This is a genomic window from Citrobacter sp. RHBSTW-00599, from assembly GCF_013784065.1.
Lineage (GTDB): Bacteria > Pseudomonadota > Gammaproteobacteria > Enterobacterales > Enterobacteriaceae > Citrobacter > Citrobacter braakii.
This window is the reverse complement of record NZ_CP056717.1, coordinates 3,835,489-3,852,522: the sequence shown is the minus strand read 5'-3', so window position 1 is coordinate 3,852,522 and position 17,034 is coordinate 3,835,489. Positions and strand designations below refer to the sequence as shown.

General features: G+C 53.4%; 14 protein-coding genes. 11 read left to right on the top strand and 3 right to left on the bottom strand.

From position 1 onward, the window contains the following. Positions 1-104 precede the first annotated feature (104 nt). The 6 genes from clpX to fadM all read left to right on the top strand — a co-directional run bounded on the left by clpX (position 105) and on the right by fadM (position 7,566). Positions 105-1,379, top strand: coding sequence for an ATP-dependent protease ATP-binding subunit ClpX (gene clpX, locus HV243_RS18900; protein ID WP_003831013.1), 1,275 nt, complete (start codon positions 105-107; stop codon positions 1,377-1,379). Between the two features lie 184 nt (positions 1,380-1,563). Beyond that, on the top strand, positions 1,564-3,918 hold the full coding sequence (lon, locus tag HV243_RS18895; RefSeq protein ID WP_016152052.1) for an endopeptidase La: 2,355 nt from the start codon (positions 1,564-1,566) through the stop codon (positions 3,916-3,918). Positions 3,919-4,126: 208 nt separating this feature from the next. Beyond that, positions 4,127-4,399, top strand: a complete 273-nt coding sequence (gene hupB / locus HV243_RS18890) for a nucleoid-associated protein HU-beta (protein ID WP_003021629.1) — start codon at positions 4,127-4,129, stop codon at positions 4,397-4,399. A 267-nt stretch (positions 4,400-4,666) separates the two neighbouring features. Continuing rightward, positions 4,667-6,541 (top strand): peptidylprolyl isomerase, encoded by a 1,875-nt coding sequence (gene ppiD / locus HV243_RS18885; protein ID WP_053388985.1) that lies wholly within the window; start codon positions 4,667-4,669, stop codon positions 6,539-6,541. A gap of 146 nt (positions 6,542-6,687) precedes the next feature. After that, a complete protein-coding gene (locus tag HV243_RS18880; RefSeq protein WP_053388984.1) occupies positions 6,688-7,062 on the top strand; it encodes a helix-hairpin-helix domain-containing protein in 375 nt (124 codons plus the stop codon). A gap of 105 nt (positions 7,063-7,167) precedes the next feature. Further along, positions 7,168-7,566, top strand: coding sequence for a long-chain acyl-CoA thioesterase FadM (gene fadM, locus HV243_RS18875; protein WP_016152055.1), 399 nt, complete (start codon positions 7,168-7,170; stop codon positions 7,564-7,566). Positions 7,567-7,673: 107 nt separating this feature from the next. On the opposite strand, the gene queC is transcribed toward fadM, so the two are convergent. Together queC and HV243_RS18865 are read right to left on the bottom strand one after the other, a co-directional pair. Next, on the bottom strand, positions 7,674-8,369 hold the full coding sequence (gene queC / locus HV243_RS18870) for a 7-cyano-7-deazaguanine synthase QueC (RefSeq protein WP_003021638.1): 696 nt from the start codon (positions 8,367-8,369) through the stop codon (positions 7,674-7,676). A gap of 64 nt (positions 8,370-8,433) precedes the next feature. Continuing rightward, positions 8,434-10,134, bottom strand: a complete 1,701-nt coding sequence (locus HV243_RS18865) for an SgrR family transcriptional regulator (protein ID WP_016152056.1) — start codon at positions 10,132-10,134, stop codon at positions 8,434-8,436. Between the two features lie 217 nt (positions 10,135-10,351). Between HV243_RS18865 and cof the strand changes: the two genes are divergently transcribed. After that, positions 10,352-11,170 (top strand): HMP-PP phosphatase, encoded by an 819-nt coding sequence (gene cof, locus HV243_RS18860; RefSeq protein WP_053388983.1) that lies wholly within the window; start codon positions 10,352-10,354, stop codon positions 11,168-11,170. Between the two features lie 49 nt (positions 11,171-11,219). Here cof and HV243_RS18855 read toward each other — a convergent pair whose 3' ends face one another. Continuing rightward, on the bottom strand, positions 11,220-12,275 hold the full coding sequence (locus HV243_RS18855; protein WP_094168793.1) for a PLP-dependent cysteine synthase family protein: 1,056 nt from the start codon (positions 12,273-12,275) through the stop codon (positions 11,220-11,222). Between the two features lie 116 nt (positions 12,276-12,391). On the opposite strand from HV243_RS18855, the gene decR reads away from it, so the two are divergent. The 4 genes from decR to glnK all read left to right on the top strand — a co-directional run bounded on the left by decR (position 12,392) and on the right by glnK (position 17,033). Continuing rightward, positions 12,392-12,850 (top strand): DNA-binding transcriptional regulator DecR, encoded by a 459-nt coding sequence (gene decR / locus HV243_RS18850; RefSeq protein WP_016152059.1) that lies wholly within the window; start codon positions 12,392-12,394, stop codon positions 12,848-12,850. A gap of 44 nt (positions 12,851-12,894) precedes the next feature. Continuing rightward, a complete protein-coding gene (locus tag HV243_RS18845) occupies positions 12,895-14,667 on the top strand; it encodes a SmdA family multidrug ABC transporter permease/ATP-binding protein (protein ID WP_053388982.1) in 1,773 nt (590 codons plus the stop codon). Next, positions 14,660-16,438, top strand: coding sequence for a SmdB family multidrug efflux ABC transporter permease/ATP-binding protein (locus tag HV243_RS18840; RefSeq protein WP_053388981.1), 1,779 nt, complete (start codon positions 14,660-14,662; stop codon positions 16,436-16,438). Before HV243_RS18845 ends, HV243_RS18840 begins: the two co-directional genes overlap by 8 nt. A 256-nt stretch (positions 16,439-16,694) precedes the next feature. After that, the gene (gene glnK / locus HV243_RS18835) at positions 16,695-17,033 is read left to right on the top strand and encodes a P-II family nitrogen regulator (RefSeq protein ID WP_003021657.1); all 339 of its coding nucleotides are present in this window, start codon (positions 16,695-16,697) and stop codon (positions 17,031-17,033) included. Position 17,034: the final 1 nt, after the last annotated feature.

Here is a 17,034-nt window from a genome sequence, read left to right as displayed (position 1 = left end):
CTATAATTACCTGGAGCGGCACAACGCTGACTAGCGTCTTGCGCCTGAGAATGGCATTTGCGTCGTCGTGTGCGGCACAAAGAACAAAGAAGAGGTTTTGACCCATGACAGATAAACGCAAAGATGGCTCGGGCAAATTGTTGTACTGCTCTTTTTGCGGCAAAAGCCAGCATGAAGTGCGTAAGCTGATTGCCGGACCATCCGTGTATATCTGCGACGAATGTGTTGATTTATGTAACGACATCATTCGCGAAGAGATTAAGGAAGTAGCACCGCACCGTGAACGCAGTGCGCTGCCGACGCCACATGAAATTCGCAACCACCTGGACGATTACGTTATCGGTCAGGAGCAGGCGAAGAAAGTGCTGGCGGTCGCGGTATACAACCATTACAAACGTCTGCGCAACGGCGACACCAGCAATGGCGTCGAGTTGGGCAAAAGCAACATCCTGCTGATTGGCCCGACGGGTTCCGGTAAAACGCTGCTGGCTGAAACGCTGGCACGCCTGCTGGACGTTCCGTTCACTATGGCCGATGCCACCACGCTGACCGAAGCTGGTTATGTGGGTGAAGATGTTGAAAATATTATTCAGAAACTACTGCAGAAGTGCGATTACGACGTGCAGAAAGCACAGCGCGGGATCGTCTATATCGATGAAATCGACAAGATTTCTCGTAAGTCTGACAACCCGTCCATTACCCGTGACGTTTCTGGCGAAGGCGTACAGCAGGCGCTGTTGAAATTGATCGAAGGTACGGTTGCTGCCGTTCCACCGCAGGGAGGGCGTAAACATCCTCAGCAGGAATTCCTGCAGGTTGATACCTCCAAGATCCTGTTTATCTGTGGCGGTGCCTTTGCCGGTCTGGATAAAGTCATTGCTAACCGTGTTGAAACGGGCTCCGGCATTGGTTTTGGCGCAACGGTAAAAGCGCAGTCTGATAAAGCCAGTGAAGGTGAACTGCTGTCGCAGGTGGAGCCGGAAGATCTGATCAAATTTGGTCTGATCCCTGAATTCATCGGGCGTCTGCCGGTTGTAGCGACGCTGAGCGAACTGAGCGAAGAAGCGCTGATCCAGATCCTGAAAGAGCCGAAAAACGCCCTGACCAAGCAGTACCAGGCGCTGTTCAATCTTGAAGGTGTTGATCTGGAATTCCGTGAGGAAGCGCTGGATGCTATCGCCAAAAAAGCGATGGCACGTAAAACCGGTGCTCGTGGTCTGCGTTCTATCGTCGAAGCCGCGCTGCTTGACACCATGTACGATCTGCCTTCTATGGAAGACGTAGAAAAAGTGGTGATCGATGAGTCGGTGATTGGCGGCCAGAGCAAGCCATTGCTGATTTACGGTAAGCCGGAAGCGCAGCAGGCATCTGGCGAATAATTCATCAATTCATACAGACATTTAATTAATAAGGGGGGATTTTATCTCCCCTTTTATTTTTCCGTAAACATGGCGTTGAATGTGTGGGAAACATCCCCATATACTGACATACATGTTAAAGGTGGTGTGGAGCACAGTCGTACCACCTGATTACCTGGCGGAAACTAAACTAAGAGAGAGCTCTATGAATCCTGAGCGTTCTGAACGCATTGAAATCCCCGTATTGCCGTTGCGCGATGTGGTGGTTTATCCGCACATGGTCATACCCTTATTTGTAGGGCGGGAAAAATCTATCCGTTGTCTGGAAGCGGCTATGGACCATGATAAAAAAATCATGCTGGTTGCCCAGAAAGAAGCGTCAACGGATGAGCCGGGTGTAAACGATCTTTTCACCGTCGGGACCGTGGCCTCTATTTTGCAGATGCTGAAACTGCCTGACGGCACCGTAAAAGTGCTGGTCGAGGGGTTACAGCGCGCGCGTATTTCAGCGCTGTCTGACAACGGCGAGCACTTCTCTGCGAAAGCGGAGTACCTCGACTCGCCTGCTATTGATGAGCGTGAACAGGAAGTGCTGGTGCGTACCGCTATCAGCCAGTTCGAAGGCTATATCAAGCTGAACAAGAAAATCCCGCCCGAAGTGCTGACGTCGCTGAACAGCATTGACGATCCTGCACGTCTGGCGGACACCATCGCTGCGCACATGCCGCTGAAGCTTGCTGACAAGCAGTCCGTACTGGAGATGTCCGACGTTAACGAACGTCTGGAATATCTGATGGCGATGATGGAGTCTGAAATCGATCTGCTGCAGGTTGAGAAACGCATTCGCAACCGCGTGAAAAAGCAGATGGAAAAATCCCAGCGTGAGTACTATCTGAACGAGCAGATGAAAGCCATTCAGAAAGAGCTCGGCGAGATGGACGATGCGCCGGACGAAAACGAAGCGTTGAAGCGTAAAATCGACGCGGCGAAAATGCCGAAAGAGGCAAAAGAGAAAGCGGAAGCAGAACTGCAGAAGCTGAAAATGATGTCTCCGATGTCAGCGGAAGCGACCGTAGTCCGTGGCTACATCGACTGGATGGTTCAGGTGCCATGGAATGCGCGTAGCAAGGTCAAAAAAGATCTGCGTCAGGCTCAGGAAATCCTCGATACCGACCATTACGGTCTGGAACGTGTCAAAGACCGTATTCTTGAGTATCTCGCGGTTCAAAGCCGTGTGAATAAAATCAAGGGGCCGATCCTGTGCCTGGTTGGGCCGCCGGGGGTAGGTAAAACTTCTCTGGGACAGTCCATCGCTAAAGCAACCGGACGTAAATACATCCGTATGGCGCTGGGTGGCGTGCGTGATGAAGCTGAAATTCGCGGTCACCGCCGGACCTATATTGGTTCGATGCCGGGTAAACTGATCCAGAAAATGGCTAAAGTGGGCGTTAAAAACCCGCTGTTCCTGCTTGATGAGATCGACAAAATGTCTTCCGACATGCGTGGCGATCCGGCTTCCGCACTGCTTGAGGTGCTGGATCCAGAGCAGAACGTGGCGTTCAGCGATCACTACCTGGAAGTGGACTACGATCTCAGCGACGTGATGTTCGTAGCGACCTCTAACTCCATGAATATTCCCGCACCGTTGCTGGATCGTATGGAAGTGATCCGTCTGTCCGGGTATACCGAAGACGAGAAGCTGAACATTGCTAAACGTCACCTGTTGCCGAAACAGATTGAGCGTAACGCGCTGAAAAAAGGCGAGCTGACGGTCGACGATAGCGCCATTGTGGGCATTATTCGTTATTACACCCGTGAAGCTGGCGTGCGTAGTCTGGAGCGTGAAATTTCCAAACTGTGCCGTAAAGCGGTGAAACAGCTGCTGCTCGACAAGTCGCTGAAACATATTGAGATCAATGGTGACAATCTGCACGACTACCTGGGCGTACAGCGCTTTGACTATGGCCGCGCGGACAACGAAAACCGCGTTGGTCAGGTAACCGGTCTGGCATGGACGGAAGTGGGCGGCGATCTGCTGACCATCGAAACCGCTTGCGTACCGGGTAAAGGTAAGCTGACCTACACCGGTTCTCTGGGTGAAGTCATGCAGGAATCCATTCAGGCTGCGCTGACCGTGGTGCGCGCGCGCGCGGAAAAACTGGGCATTAATCCGGACTTTTACGAAAAACGCGACATCCACGTTCACGTACCTGAAGGGGCGACGCCGAAAGACGGTCCAAGTGCGGGTATTGCCATGTGTACCGCGCTGGTTTCTTGTCTGACCGGTAACCCGGTTCGCGCCGACGTGGCGATGACCGGCGAGATCACCCTGCGTGGTCAGGTTCTGCCTATTGGTGGTTTGAAAGAAAAACTGCTGGCGGCACACCGTGGTGGTATTAAAACGGTCTTAATTCCAGACGAAAACAAACGTGACCTGGAAGAGATTCCGGACAACGTAATTGCCGATCTGGACATCCATCCGGTGAAACGCATTGAGGAGGTTCTGACGCTCGCGTTGCAAAATGAGCCCTCCGGAATGCAGGTTGTGACCGCAAAATAGTGACCTCGCGCAAAGAGCACTAATAAAAACAGGGCTGGCAGGCCATTTCGGACTTGCCAGCCTTTTTTTGTATAGCTAATTTAGATGACGGATTGGGCTTGCCATCATTAACGGGTGTTGTAAGGGCATGGCAGGCCTGATATAACTGCTGCGCGTTCGCACTTTGAAGGATTCAGGTGCGATATAAATTATAAAGAGGAAGAGAAGAGTGAATAAATCTCAACTGATCGACAAAATTGCTGCAGGGGCTGATATCTCTAAAGCTGCGGCTGGACGTGCGTTAGATGCAATTATTGCTTCTGTTACCGAATCTTTGAAAGAAGGTGATGACGTAGCGCTGGTAGGTTTTGGTACTTTTGCCGTTAAAGAGCGTGCTGCCCGTACTGGTCGCAACCCGCAAACAGGTAAAGAGATCACCATCGCCGCGGCTAAAGTACCGGGCTTCCGTGCAGGTAAAGCACTGAAAGACGCGGTAAACTAAGTGATTTCCCCTTTGGGGATGTGACGAAGTACAAGGGCGCATCGACTGATGTGCCTTTTTTATTTGTAATTCCGGTACTTTCTACGCGTTGTGGGCTGACAATTGCCCCTGTTTCTTGTCACAATAGGCCTTTGTACGCAGCGTTCAGGAAACGCTATGCTGCGTGAAGCATATATACTCAAAATCCTTGCCGCCGCTGTTGTGACAACGCGCAGGCGGCTTGAGAGATAACGCGTATAGTCATCTACAGCGGAGTGTGGTTACACCATGATGGACAGCTTACGCACGGCTGCTAACAGTCTCGTGCTCAAGATTATTTTCGGTATCATTATCGTGTCGTTCATTTTGACCGGCGTGAGTGGTTACCTGATTGGCGGGGGCAATAACTTCGCCGCCAAAGTGAATGGCCAGGAGATTAGCCGCGGGCAGTTCGAGAATGCGTTCAACAGCGAACGTAACCGCATGCAGCAACAGCTGGGCGATCAATACTCCGAACTGGCTGCGAACGAAGGCTACATGAAAACGCTGCGTCAGCAGGTGCTGAATCGTCTTATTGACGAAGCGCTGCTGGATCAGTACTCCCGCGAGCTTAATCTCAACATCAGCGACGATCAGGTTAAACAGGCTATTTTCGCCACGCCTGCGTTCCAGGTGGACGGTAAATTTGATAACAATCGCTACAACGCGATTGTTAATCAGATGGGAATGACCGCAGACCAGTACGCTCAGGCATTACGTAATCAGCTTACTACCCAGCAACTGATTAACGGCGTTGCCGGTACGGACTTCATGCTGAAAGGCGAAACGGACGAGCTGGCGGCGCTGGTCGCACAGCATCGTATCGTTCGCGAGGCGACAATTGACGTTAACGCACTGGCCGCGAAGCAGTCTGTTACCGAGCAGGAAGTTGCCAGCTACTACGAGCAGAATAAAAACAACTTTATGACGCCGGAACAGTTCCGCGTGAGCTACATCAAGCTGGATGCTTCTGCTATGCAGGAGACGGCCAGCGATGCTGATATTCAGGCTTATTATGACCAGCATCAGGATCAGTTCACTCAGCCGCAGCGTAACCGCTACAGCATCATTCAGACCAAAACGGAAGATGAAGCCAAAGCGGTACTGGACGAGCTGAACAAAGGCGGTGATTTCGCTGCGCTGGCAAAAGAAAAATCTGCTGACATCATCTCTGCCCGTAAAGGCGGTGATATGGGATGGCTGGAAGATTCCACCACCCCGGATGAGCTGAAGAATGCCGGTCTGAAAGAGAAAGGCCAGTTGTCAGGGGTGATTAAGTCTTCCGTTGGTTTCCTCGTTGCGCGTCTTGACGACGTACAGCCTGCGCAGGTTAAACCGCTGAGCGAAGCCCGTGACGACATTGCGGCGAAAGTGAAGCAGGAAAAAGCGCTGGATGCCTACTATGCGCTGCAGCAGAAAGTGAGCGATGCCGCCAGCAACGATAACGAATCCCTGGCGGGCGCGGAGCAGGCGGCGGGTATGAAAGCGGTTGAAACGGGCTGGTTTAGCCGTGACAGCCTGCCGGAAGAGCTGAACTTCAAACCGGTCGCTGACATCATTTTCAATGGTGGTTTGGTTGGTGAGAACGGTACGCCTGGCAGTAACTCCGACATCATCACCGTGGATGGCGATCGCGCGTTTGTATTGCGAATTGCAGAGCACAAAGCTGAAGCCGTTAAACCACTGGCTGAAGTGAAAGATCAGGTAACTGCGCTTGTTAAGCACAATAAAGCAGAGCAGCAGGCGAAGCTTGATGCCGATAAACTGCTGGCGGATCTGAAAGCTGGTAAAGGCGATGAAGCCATGAAAGCGGCGGGTCTGAGCTTTGGCGAGGCGAAAACGCTGAGCCGTACGGGTCAGGATCCGCTGAGTCAGGCGGCCTTTGGCCTGAGCCTGCCGGCGAAAGATAAACCGAGCTACGGCGTGGCGAACGACATGCAGGGTAACGTTGTACTGCTGGCGCTGGACGAGGTGAAAGCCGGTTCTATGCCTGAAGAGCAGAAGAAAGCGATGGTTCAGGGGATTACCCAGAACAATGCGCAGATTGTCTTTGAAGCGCTGATGAGCAACCTGCGTAAAGCCGCAAAAATTAAAGTCGGTGACGCGCTGGAACAGCAGCAATAACCGAGGCTACTCGCAAAAAATTGCAAAAAGTTGTATCAACCAAAGGCCGCTTTCGCGGCCTTTTCCATTTCTGATATTTGCCGTTTGTCTGCCGTTCTGCACCTCGCTATCGTGATTCCACTGTTAACAAACAAGGAGAAAACAGTATGAAACATGGAATCAAAGCCCTGCTTATTACCCTTTCATTGACCTGCACCGGTATGGCTCAAAGCGCACTGGCTGCAGAGCCAGTCGCCAAAAGCCAGGCGACTCAAGCCAAAGCGGATGCTACGGGAGTAGCACAAAGCAAAGCCACGCAACCGGCTAAAGCGAGCGATGATGAAGCCACCAGGGTAAGCATCAACAGCGCTTCTGCGGAGGATTTAGCGCGAGTCATGAATGGCGTAGGTCTGAAGAAAGCACAGGCGATTGTCAGCTATCGTGAGGAGTACGGGCCGTTTAAAACGGTGGAGGACTTAAAGCAGGTGCCGGGCATGGGGAGTTCGCTGGTAGAGCGCAATCTGGCAGTTTTAACACTTTAATAACTTGCAGAGTGCTGAAAGTTTGCCAGACTGTAGAGGTCATACCAGTTATGACCTCTTACCCTGAAGTGTGTTCCTATAAAAACAACGTAAGGCTCCTGCGCTATGCAAACACAAATCAAAGTTCGTGGTTTTCATCTTGATGTCTATCAGCACGTTAACAATGCTCGCTATCTTGAGTTTCTGGAAGAAGCCCGCTGGGATGGCCTGGAAAACAGCGACAGCTTTCAGTGGATGACCGCACACAACATCGCTTTTGTGGTCGTGAATATTAACATTAACTACCGCCGCCCTGCGGTGCTGAGCGACCTGCTGACCATTACCAGTCAGGTGCAACAGTTAAATGGCAAAAGCGGTGTGTTGAACCAGACTATCACCCTGGAGCCGGAAGGACAGGTGGTGGCAGACGCGTTGATTACCTTCGTCTGTATTGATTTGAAAACGCAAAAGGCGCTACCGCTGGAAGGGGAGTTGCGCGAAAAACTGGAGCAGATGGTGAAGTGATGGAAGGAAGCCTGACGGCGCTTCGCTTATCAGGCTTACGGGCGATATTGACCACGGTGAATGTCGAAAGCCGGATAAGGTGCGTGCACCGCCATCCGGCAAAACGATCACTTTAGTCCTGTTTTCTGCTTCATTGCCGCCATCACTGCTGGTTTATCTGCCAGATAATGGTTCAGGCCGTTGGCGCGCAGATTACAGGCCGCGCAGTGACCGCAACCGTCACCTTTGATGCCGTTATAGCAGGTCAGCGTTTCTTCGCGTACCAGGTCCAGCTTGCCCCAGTAATCGGCCAGTGCCCAGGTTTCGGCTTTATCGATCCACATCAGCGGGGTTTCAAAGCGGATATCTTTCGCCATTCCCAGGCTTACGGCATGGTTCAGGGCTTTGACGAACTCATCGCGGCAGTCCGGATATCCAGAGAAATCCGTTTCACAAACGCCGGTAATGACCGCCTCCGCCTGCACCTGATACGCGTAAATCGCCGCCAACGTTAAAAACAGAATATTGCGTCCTGGCACAAAGGTATTGGGAATGCCGTTCGCATCCGGTTCGTAATCGGGTACCGGAATGTTATCGCGGGTCAGGCTACTGACGGCCAGTTCGCTGAGCAGCGTTACATCAAGTACCTTGTGCGCACGCGCGCCAAGTTTTAAGGCCAGGTCACGTGCGACATCAATCTCAGCGCGATGGCGCTGACCATAATCAAAGGTCACGCAGTGCACTTCATCATACTGATGCAGCGCTTGCGCCAGACAGGTTGTGGAGTCCTGACCCCCACTGAATACAACAACGGCACGTTTCATGGTTTTTCCTGACAAATAACGAAACCCTTATGGTAGCGCCTGGGCGTGTCGCCGACCAGCTTCTTCACGCCGACGGGGGCGGTAGCCAGGCTTCGGTAAATTCAAACCAGCCGCGAGGGTTCAGGCGTACGCCGTTCACGCCCGGCGGAGCGCTAATACGATAGTGATAATTGAACAGCGGTGTCAGGGTCGCGTCATGCATCAGCGAGGCGAAAACGTGTTGTAAAGCCGCATGACGATCATCCTCATCGGCCTGGATTTGCAGGGCATCCAGGGTGGTTTGCAGATGAGTATATGCTGGCGAGCTCAATACATGTGACCAGAGTTGATCGCAGCGCAGCCACTGTTCGAGGGTATATTCAGGTGCTTCGCCAATCAGCCTGTCGCCCATCATCAGGTCGGCCTGGGCTAAAGGATGGTCGCCATCCCAGTTTTTAGCATTATGAAAAATAAGCGTTAATTCACAGCCGAGTAGCGCCAGCGCCTGGCGAAGCTGTTCAGCCATGGCGTGCAACTCTACCGGCAGGTGATAGGCCAGCGTAAGTTTTTCCGGTAGCGGCACGTCGTCCAGTTCATCCCATTGGGGGATCGTCCATCCCGGCAGCAGCGCATTGCTTGGCGTGATCAGGTTTTCATCCACGTCAAGCGTTTGTAGCAGGGAAGAGCGGTGGATAATATTGACCAGGCGACGGGCCTGCTGCGTATTCAGCCGCGCGCTTTTTCTGAGCGTGAGATAGCAGAAACCGAGGCTGATCCCGCTGCTTACCTGGCTTAGCATGGGAAGCTCTTCGGGTTTACCAATTGCAATTTGAACCGGATGGCGACAGCTGGTGCCCAAATCCTGGGAGAAAAGCTGCGGGGTTATCCAGTATTCAATGGCTTTTAGTAGCGGATGACTCAGGTGGTAGTGATCGTGACTCTCGATGCGCACTAGGTCTGGGGTAAACAGCGTCAACCGAAACGGACCGGTACCAACAAACGGGAGTTCGGGATGTGCCAGGTGACTGCTGTAGCTTGCCAGACGATGCGCCAGCCAGAAGTCGGGGCGATGCAAAATAAAGGTTAGGCACTGGGGATGCGTCACCTCAATGCGCTTTACGCTGATAAACAGTTTATTTAACGCGGGTAGCTCTAACAGCTTCAGCAACTGTTGATGTAGCTGTGTGCTGCTGACCGCATCGCCGTTATGCCAGTACAGGGTGGAACGAATATAGAAATCCCAGCGCTGGCCGTCGGCGGAGATATTCCAGTGGTGGGCTAAATCTCCGCAGGGGCGTTGCGTAACACTGTCGAACCGGGTCAGGCCCGAGAATATTTGTCCGGCGAGGTGTTGCTCTGCGCGACCGGGGAGAAATCCAGGGTGCAAAGGGTCGAGCTGGCGGTAATAGGGGATGCGCAGGGTTGGCGTGTCGTTTTGCCACTGACCACCCATAAACGGCTGGAGCAGCGTTCTTAATTCTCCCGGCGCCAGCTGAGCCAGCTCCAGTACGCTAAGTTGCTCCCCCTTTTGCAGCGCTTGTTCCATCATAATGCTGCGTAGCGAATCTGGCGTCACCAAAAAGCGCAGCTGCCCGCGTTTCCCACGCCCCGACTGGGCGTGCCACTCCAGCCAGCCAGCATCCTGCGCTTGCTTCAGCAGGGTACGCACGTGGCGCTCGCTGCAAAAACAGCGTTCTGCCAGCTCCCCGACGGTCACCGACTGCGGTTCTCCCGCCGAAGGCTGCCACAGGCGTTGGTACTGATTCAGGCGATTCAACAATCTCATATACACGTCATCCTTCAAGCTGCCTCTTTGTTGGCGGCGTTAATTCCCCCCAGTCACTGTATGCTCCTGGACGTTCATTCACTTGCCGCCTGGATGCAACTTGAATGATTTTGTGTAATAAACCCGGAACAATTCATTTTATCTATTCACTATTACTTCCGTATATCTCAGGTGATACTGAATCACAAGTTAACCGCGTCACAGTGTGGAGAAAGAAATGGCTCGTCTGGCTGCATTTGATATGGATGGCACCCTTTTGATGCCGAATCACCATTTAGGTGACGAAACGCTTTCAACGCTGGCGCGCCTGCGTGAACGCGAGATTACCCTGACATTTGCCACCGGCCGCCATGTGCTTGAGATGTGCCATATTTTGGGTTCTATCTCACTGGACGCCTTTTTGATCACGGGTAACGGCACGCGCATTCACTCTGTTGAGGGCGATGTATTGCACCGTCAGGATCTGGATCCGACTGTGGCGGATATCGTGTTACATCAGAAGTGGGATACTACAGCCAGCATGCATGTCTTTAATGACAACGGTTGGTTCACCGGACAAGAGATCCCATCGCTGCTACAGGCGCATGTGTATAGCGGATTTCGCTACCAGATCGTCGATGTGAAACGTATCCCGGCTCATCAGGTAACGAAAGTCTGTTTCTGTGGGGATCATGACTCCCTGATCCAATTACGCATTCAACTGAATGAGGCGCTGGGCGAACAGGCAAATCTTTGTTTTTCCGCGGTTGATTGCCTTGAGGTGCTGCCGGTGGGCTGTAACAAAGGATCGGCGCTGGCGGTACTAAGCGACCACTTAGGTTATTCAATGGCCGAATGTATGGCATTTGGCGATGCCATGAACGATCGCGAAATGTTAGGCAGCGTTGGACGCGGCCTGATTATGGGAAACGCGATGCCACAACTGATTGCTGAACTGCCGCATTTGTCGGTGATTGGGCATTGCCGCAATCAGGCGGTGTCACACTTTTTGACGCATTGGCTGGACAATCCGCATCTACCTTATTCCCCCGAATGAGAGATCCCTTCCAGCAAGCCAGACTTCGCGTCTGGCTTTTTTTATCCCATTAATGGGTGTTCAGAAGCCGGGTGAGTTCCGCTTTCCACGGCGTTAAATCACCGATGTGCGTGTCGATCCACTGCGGGTTGTAGTAGGTTTCAAGATAGCGTTCGCCGCTGTCGCACAGCAGCGTGACCAGTGAACCGCTTTCTCCGGCATCGCGCATACGGGCGGCAAGTTGCAGTGTTCCCCACATGTTGGTGCCGGTTGAAGCGCCGACTTTGCGGCCCAACTGCGTTTCCAGCCAGTGTGCGGTGGCCACGCTTGCGGCATCCGGCACGCGCAGCATTTCATCGACTACGTCAGGAATGAAGGAGGGTTCGACACGTGGGCGGCCGATGCCTTCGATTTTGCTTCCTACCGGGCTGCGTAACGTTGCATCGCGATCCTGCCAGAAGGGCAGAAAGACTGAGTTTTCCGGATCCACCACCATCAGGCGAGTATCGTAGCCCTGACAGCGAATATAGCGGCCAATGGTTGCAGAGGTGCCGCCGGTTCCGGCGCTCATTACAATATGGCGGGGGACAGGGTTGGGCTCGCACTGCATCTGACGGAAGATGCTGTCAGCAATATTGTTATTGCCACGCCAGTCGGTAGCGCGCTCAGCATAAGTGAACTGGTCCATGTAATGACCGTTCAGCTCACGCGCCAGCTGTTCAGAGGCCGCATAGATTTCACAGGCGCTTTCCACGAAATGACAGCGACCACCGTAAAACTCAATCTGTTCAATTTTACGCTTCGCTGTACAGGAAGGCATGACGGCAATAAACGGCAGCCCTAACAGTCGGGCGAAATAAGCCTCGGAGACCGCCGTTGAACCGGACGATGATTCAATGATGGTGGTGCCTTCTTTAATCCAGCCATTGCACAATCCGTACAGAAACAGTGAACGCGCCAGACGATGCTTCAGGCTCCCGGTGGGATGCGTGCTCTCATCTTTTAAATAGATCTGAATGCCCGGGAACGCCGGTAGCGACAGACGAATGAGATGCGTATCCGCAGAACGCTGATAATCCGCGTTGATTTCATTGATGGCGTTTTTAACCCAGGAGCTATTCATCATTAATAGATATCCATTTGTCATTTTGTGCCAAGAATAGCGAAAAGCACGGAAAAAATTGTTGCCATTTAGCCTTTAAAATAGAATGTAAGGAGAAAATTCTTCTCTGTGGAGTGGATATGTTAGACAAAATTGACCGTAAGCTGCTTAGCTTACTGCAACAGGACTGCACCCTTTCTTTGCAGGCGTTAGCAGATGCCGTTAATCTGACTACCACCCCCTGCTGGAAACGCCTCAAACGGCTTGAAGATGACGGTATCCTGCTGGGTAGAGTCGCCCTGTTAGATCCAGAAAAACTGGGGCTGGGGCTGACCGCGTTTGTGCTGATTAAGACTCAGCATCACAGCAGTGAATGGTATTGCCGCTTTGTCACCGAAGTCACCGGTATGCCGGAGGTTCTGGGGTTCTGGCGTATGGCAGGGGAATATGATTACCTGATGCGAGTGCAGGTCGCCGATATGAAAAGCTACGATGAATTTTATAAGCGCCTGGTGAACAGCGTACCGGGCCTGTCTGACGTCACCTCCAGCTTTGCGATGGAACAGATTAAATACACAACTGCGCTCCCTATTGAATAACTCTCCCGGCGCTTATTGCCGGAAATCTTGTCAGGATATAACGCGTGCGATTATTTGCTCAATTAAGCTGGTACTTCCGCCGGGAGTGGCGTCGCTACCTCGGGGCGGTGGCCCTGCTTATCATCATCGCTATCCTTCAGCTTATTCCGCCGAAAGTGGTCGGGATCATTGTGGATGGCGTGACGACTCAACGCTTCACCACCGAGCGGCTGCTGATGTGGGTGGGAACAATTGCCCTGATTGCAGTGGTGGTTTATTTGCTGCGCTATGTCTGGCGCGTGCTGCTGTTTGGCGCATCCTACCAACTGGCGGTTGAGCTGCGGGAAGATTATTACCGTCAGTTGAGTCGCCAGCATCCAGAATTTTATCTGCGTCACCGCACGGGCGATCTGATGGCGCGTGCGACCAACGATGTCGATCGGGTCGTATTTGCCGCCGGAGAAGGCGTGCTGACGCTGGTAGATTCGCTGGTAATGGGATGTGCGGTGCTGATCGTGATGTCAACGCAGATAAGCTGGCAGTTGACGTTAATTGCGCTGCTGCCGATGCCGGTGATGGCGTTGATGATCAAACGTTACGGCGATCGACTCCATAACCGCTTTAAGCTGGCGCAGGCGGCGTTTTCCAGTCTCAACGACCGTACTCAGGAAAGCCTGACCAGTATTCGCATGATCAAGGCCTTCGGTCTGGAGGATCGGCAATCGGCATTATTTGCCGCCGATGCCGAAGATACCGGTAAGAAAAACCTGCGCGTGGCGCGCATTGACGCCCGCTTTGATCCCACGATTTATATCGCCATTGGCATGGCTAACCTACTGGCGATTGCTGGGGGAAGCTGGATGGTGGTGCACGGCTCGCTGACGCTCGGCCAGCTCACCAGCTTTATGATGTATCTCGGTTTGATGATTTGGCCGATGCTGGCGCTGGCATGGATGTTTAACATCGTCGAACGTGGCAGCGCGGCGTATAGCCGTATTCGCGCCATGCTGTCTGAAGCGCCGGTGGTGGATGACGGCACTGAACCGGTACCGGAAGGGCGTGGGGAGCTGGCGGTGGCGATTCGTGAATTTTGCTACCCGCAAACGGCACACCCGGCGCTGGAAAATGTGAACTTCCAGCTTAAACCTGGGCAGATGTTGGGCATTTGTGGGCCTACCGGCGCGGGGAAAAGTACGGTGCTGTCGCTGATTCAGCGTCATTTTGATATCACCCACGGCGATGTGCGCTTTCATGATATCCCCTTAACGCGATTACAACTGGATAGCTGGCGCAGCCGGCTGGCAGTTGTCAGCCAGACGCCATTCCTGTTTTCGGATACCGTTGGCAATAACATCGCGTTAGGACGCCCTCAGGCCACGCAGGAAGATATCGAGTATGTGGCACGCCTTGCCAGCGTTCATGAGGATATTTTACGTCTTCCGCAGGGCTACGACACCGAAGTGGGCGAACGTGGGGTGATGCTGTCTGGTGGGCAAAAACAGCGTATTTCTATCGCTCGAGCGCTACTCCTGAACGCTGAAATCCTGATTCTGGATGATGCGCTGTCGGCGGTAGATGGTCGTACCGAACATCAGATCCTGCATAACCTGCGCCAGTGGGGCGAAGGCAGAACCGTCATTATTAGCGCCCACCGTTTATCGGCCCTGACGGAAGCCAGCGAGATTATCGTGATGCAGCATGGGCATATTGCCCAGCGCGGTGAGCATGATGCGTTAGTGCAGCAGCCTGGCTGGTATCGCGATATGTACCGCTATCAGCAACTGGAAGCGGCGCTGACTGATGCACCAGAGATAAACGAGGAGGCGGCTAATGCGTAGTTTTGGGCAATTATGGCCGACCCTGAAAAGATTGCTGGCGTATGGCTCTCCATGGCGAAAACAGCTGGCTATTGCGGTAGTCATGCTGTGGGTGGCGGCTGCGGCGGAAGTCAGCGGTCCGCTGCTGATTAGCTATTTTATCGATAACATGGTGGCGAAGAATAATCTGCCGCTGGCGATGGTCGCCGGGCTGGTTGCGGCATATATCGGTCTACAACTGCTGGCGGCTGGCCTGCATTACGCGCAGTCATTGCTGTTTAACCAGGCGGCAGTTGGCGTAGTACAACAGTTGCGCACCGACGTAATGGACGCTGCGCTGCGTCAGCCGCTCAGCGCCTTTGATACTCAACCCGTCGGGCAGCTAATCTCCCGCGTGACCAACGACACTGAAGTTATTCGCGACCTGTACGTGACGGTGGTAGCAACGGTCCTGCGCAGCGCGGCATTAATTGGCGCCATGCTGGTAGCGATGTTCAGCCTTGAGTGGCGTATGGCGGTAGTGGCGATGGCCATTTTCCCGGCCGTGCTGGTGGTGATGGTGATTTATCAACGCTACAGCACCCCGATTGTGCGCCGGGTTCGCGCTTATCTGGCGGATATTAACGATGGCTTTAACGAAGTCATCAACGGCATGAGTGTTATCCAGCAGTTCCGCCAGCAGGCGCGATTTGGCGAGAGAATGGGCGAAGCAAGCCGCTCGCACTATATGGCGCGTATGCAGACCCTGCGACTGGATGGTTTTTTGTTGCGCCCGCTGCTTAGCCTTTTCTCGGCGCTGATCCTCTGCGGATTGCTGATGCTGTTCAGTTTTACCTCTGGCAGCTCGATCGAGGTTGGCGTGCTGTACGCGTTTATCAGCTACCTCGGCCGTTTGAACGAACCGCTGATCGAGTTGACCACTCAGCAATCAATGCTGCAGCAGGCGGTTGTCGCCGGTGAGCGAGTGTTCGAACTGATGGATGGGCCACGTCAGCGCTATGGTGAAGATGAGCGACCGCTAAAGAGCGGGGACATTGAGGTGGATAACGTTTCATTTGCCTATCGCGACGACAATCTGGTGCTGCAAAATATCAGTATGTCCGTGCCTTCGCGCAGCTTTGTGGCTTTGGTCGGACACACCGGCAGTGGTAAAAGCACGCTCGCCAGTCTGTTGATGGGTTACTACCCGCTGACGCAGGGGGAAATCCGCCTTGATGGACGGCCGCTGTCTTCACTGAGCCACGGTGCGTTACGTCAGGGCATCGCCATGGTGCAGCAGGATCCGGTGGTGATGGCAGATACCTTCCTGGCGAACGTCACGCTGGGCCGCGATATCTCAGAAGAGCGGGTATGGCAGGCGCTGGAGACCGTGCAACTGGCAGAACTGGCGCGAGGTCTGAGCGAGGGGATTCATACCCGGCTGGGCGAGCAGGGCAATAACCTCTCCGTTGGTCAAAAACAGCTGCTGGCGTTGGCGCGGGTGTTGGTTGAAACGCCACAGGTGTTGATCCTCGACGAAGCCACGGCCAGTATTGACTCCGGTACTGAACAGGCCATTCAGCAAGCTCTGGCGGCGGTACGTGAACACACCACGCTGGTGGTGATTGCGCATCGGTTATCGACGATTGTCGATGCGGACACCATTCTGGTGCTGCATCGCGGTCAGGCGGTTGAGCGTGGTACGCACCAGCAATTACTCGCGGCGCAAGGCCGTTACTGGCAGATGTATCAGTTGCAGCTGGCGGGTGAAGAGTTAGCCGCCAGTACGCAAGACGATTCTGTTATCGCCTGATGGCGCGGCGCTTATCCGGTCTGGGGCCAGCGCGGTCTCGTAGGCCGGATAAGGCGTTTACGCCGCCATCTGGCAATCAACAATCTGGTGCAAAAATGTAACGCACTATGCACCGTTATAGTGCGTTTTTTCTTTTTCTCTCCCGGAAGTACCCTGAGAACCTGAATCATCCCGCCTTTTTCATTTCTGGCACATCCCTTGCAATATTCCTCTCGTGTATCTGCAGCCACTACTGAATTCTGACTGGAGGGGATCTATGAAGCTGGTTACCGTGGTAATCAAACCGTTCAAACTGGAAGACGTCCGTGAAGCATTGTCGTCTATTGGTATTCAGGGGCTGACCGTCACCGAAGTGAAGGGGTTTGGCCGACAGAAAGGTCATGCTGAGCTGTACCGTGGGGCTGAATATAGCGTCAATTTTCTGCCCAAGGTGAAGATTGATGTGGCGATTGCCGACGACCAACTGGATGGCGTGATTGATGTCATCAGTAAGGCGGCATACACCGGAAAAATTGGCGACGGCAAAATCTTCGTCGCCGAGCTGCAACGTGTGATTCGTATTCGTACCGGCGAAGCCGACGAAGCCGCACTGTAAC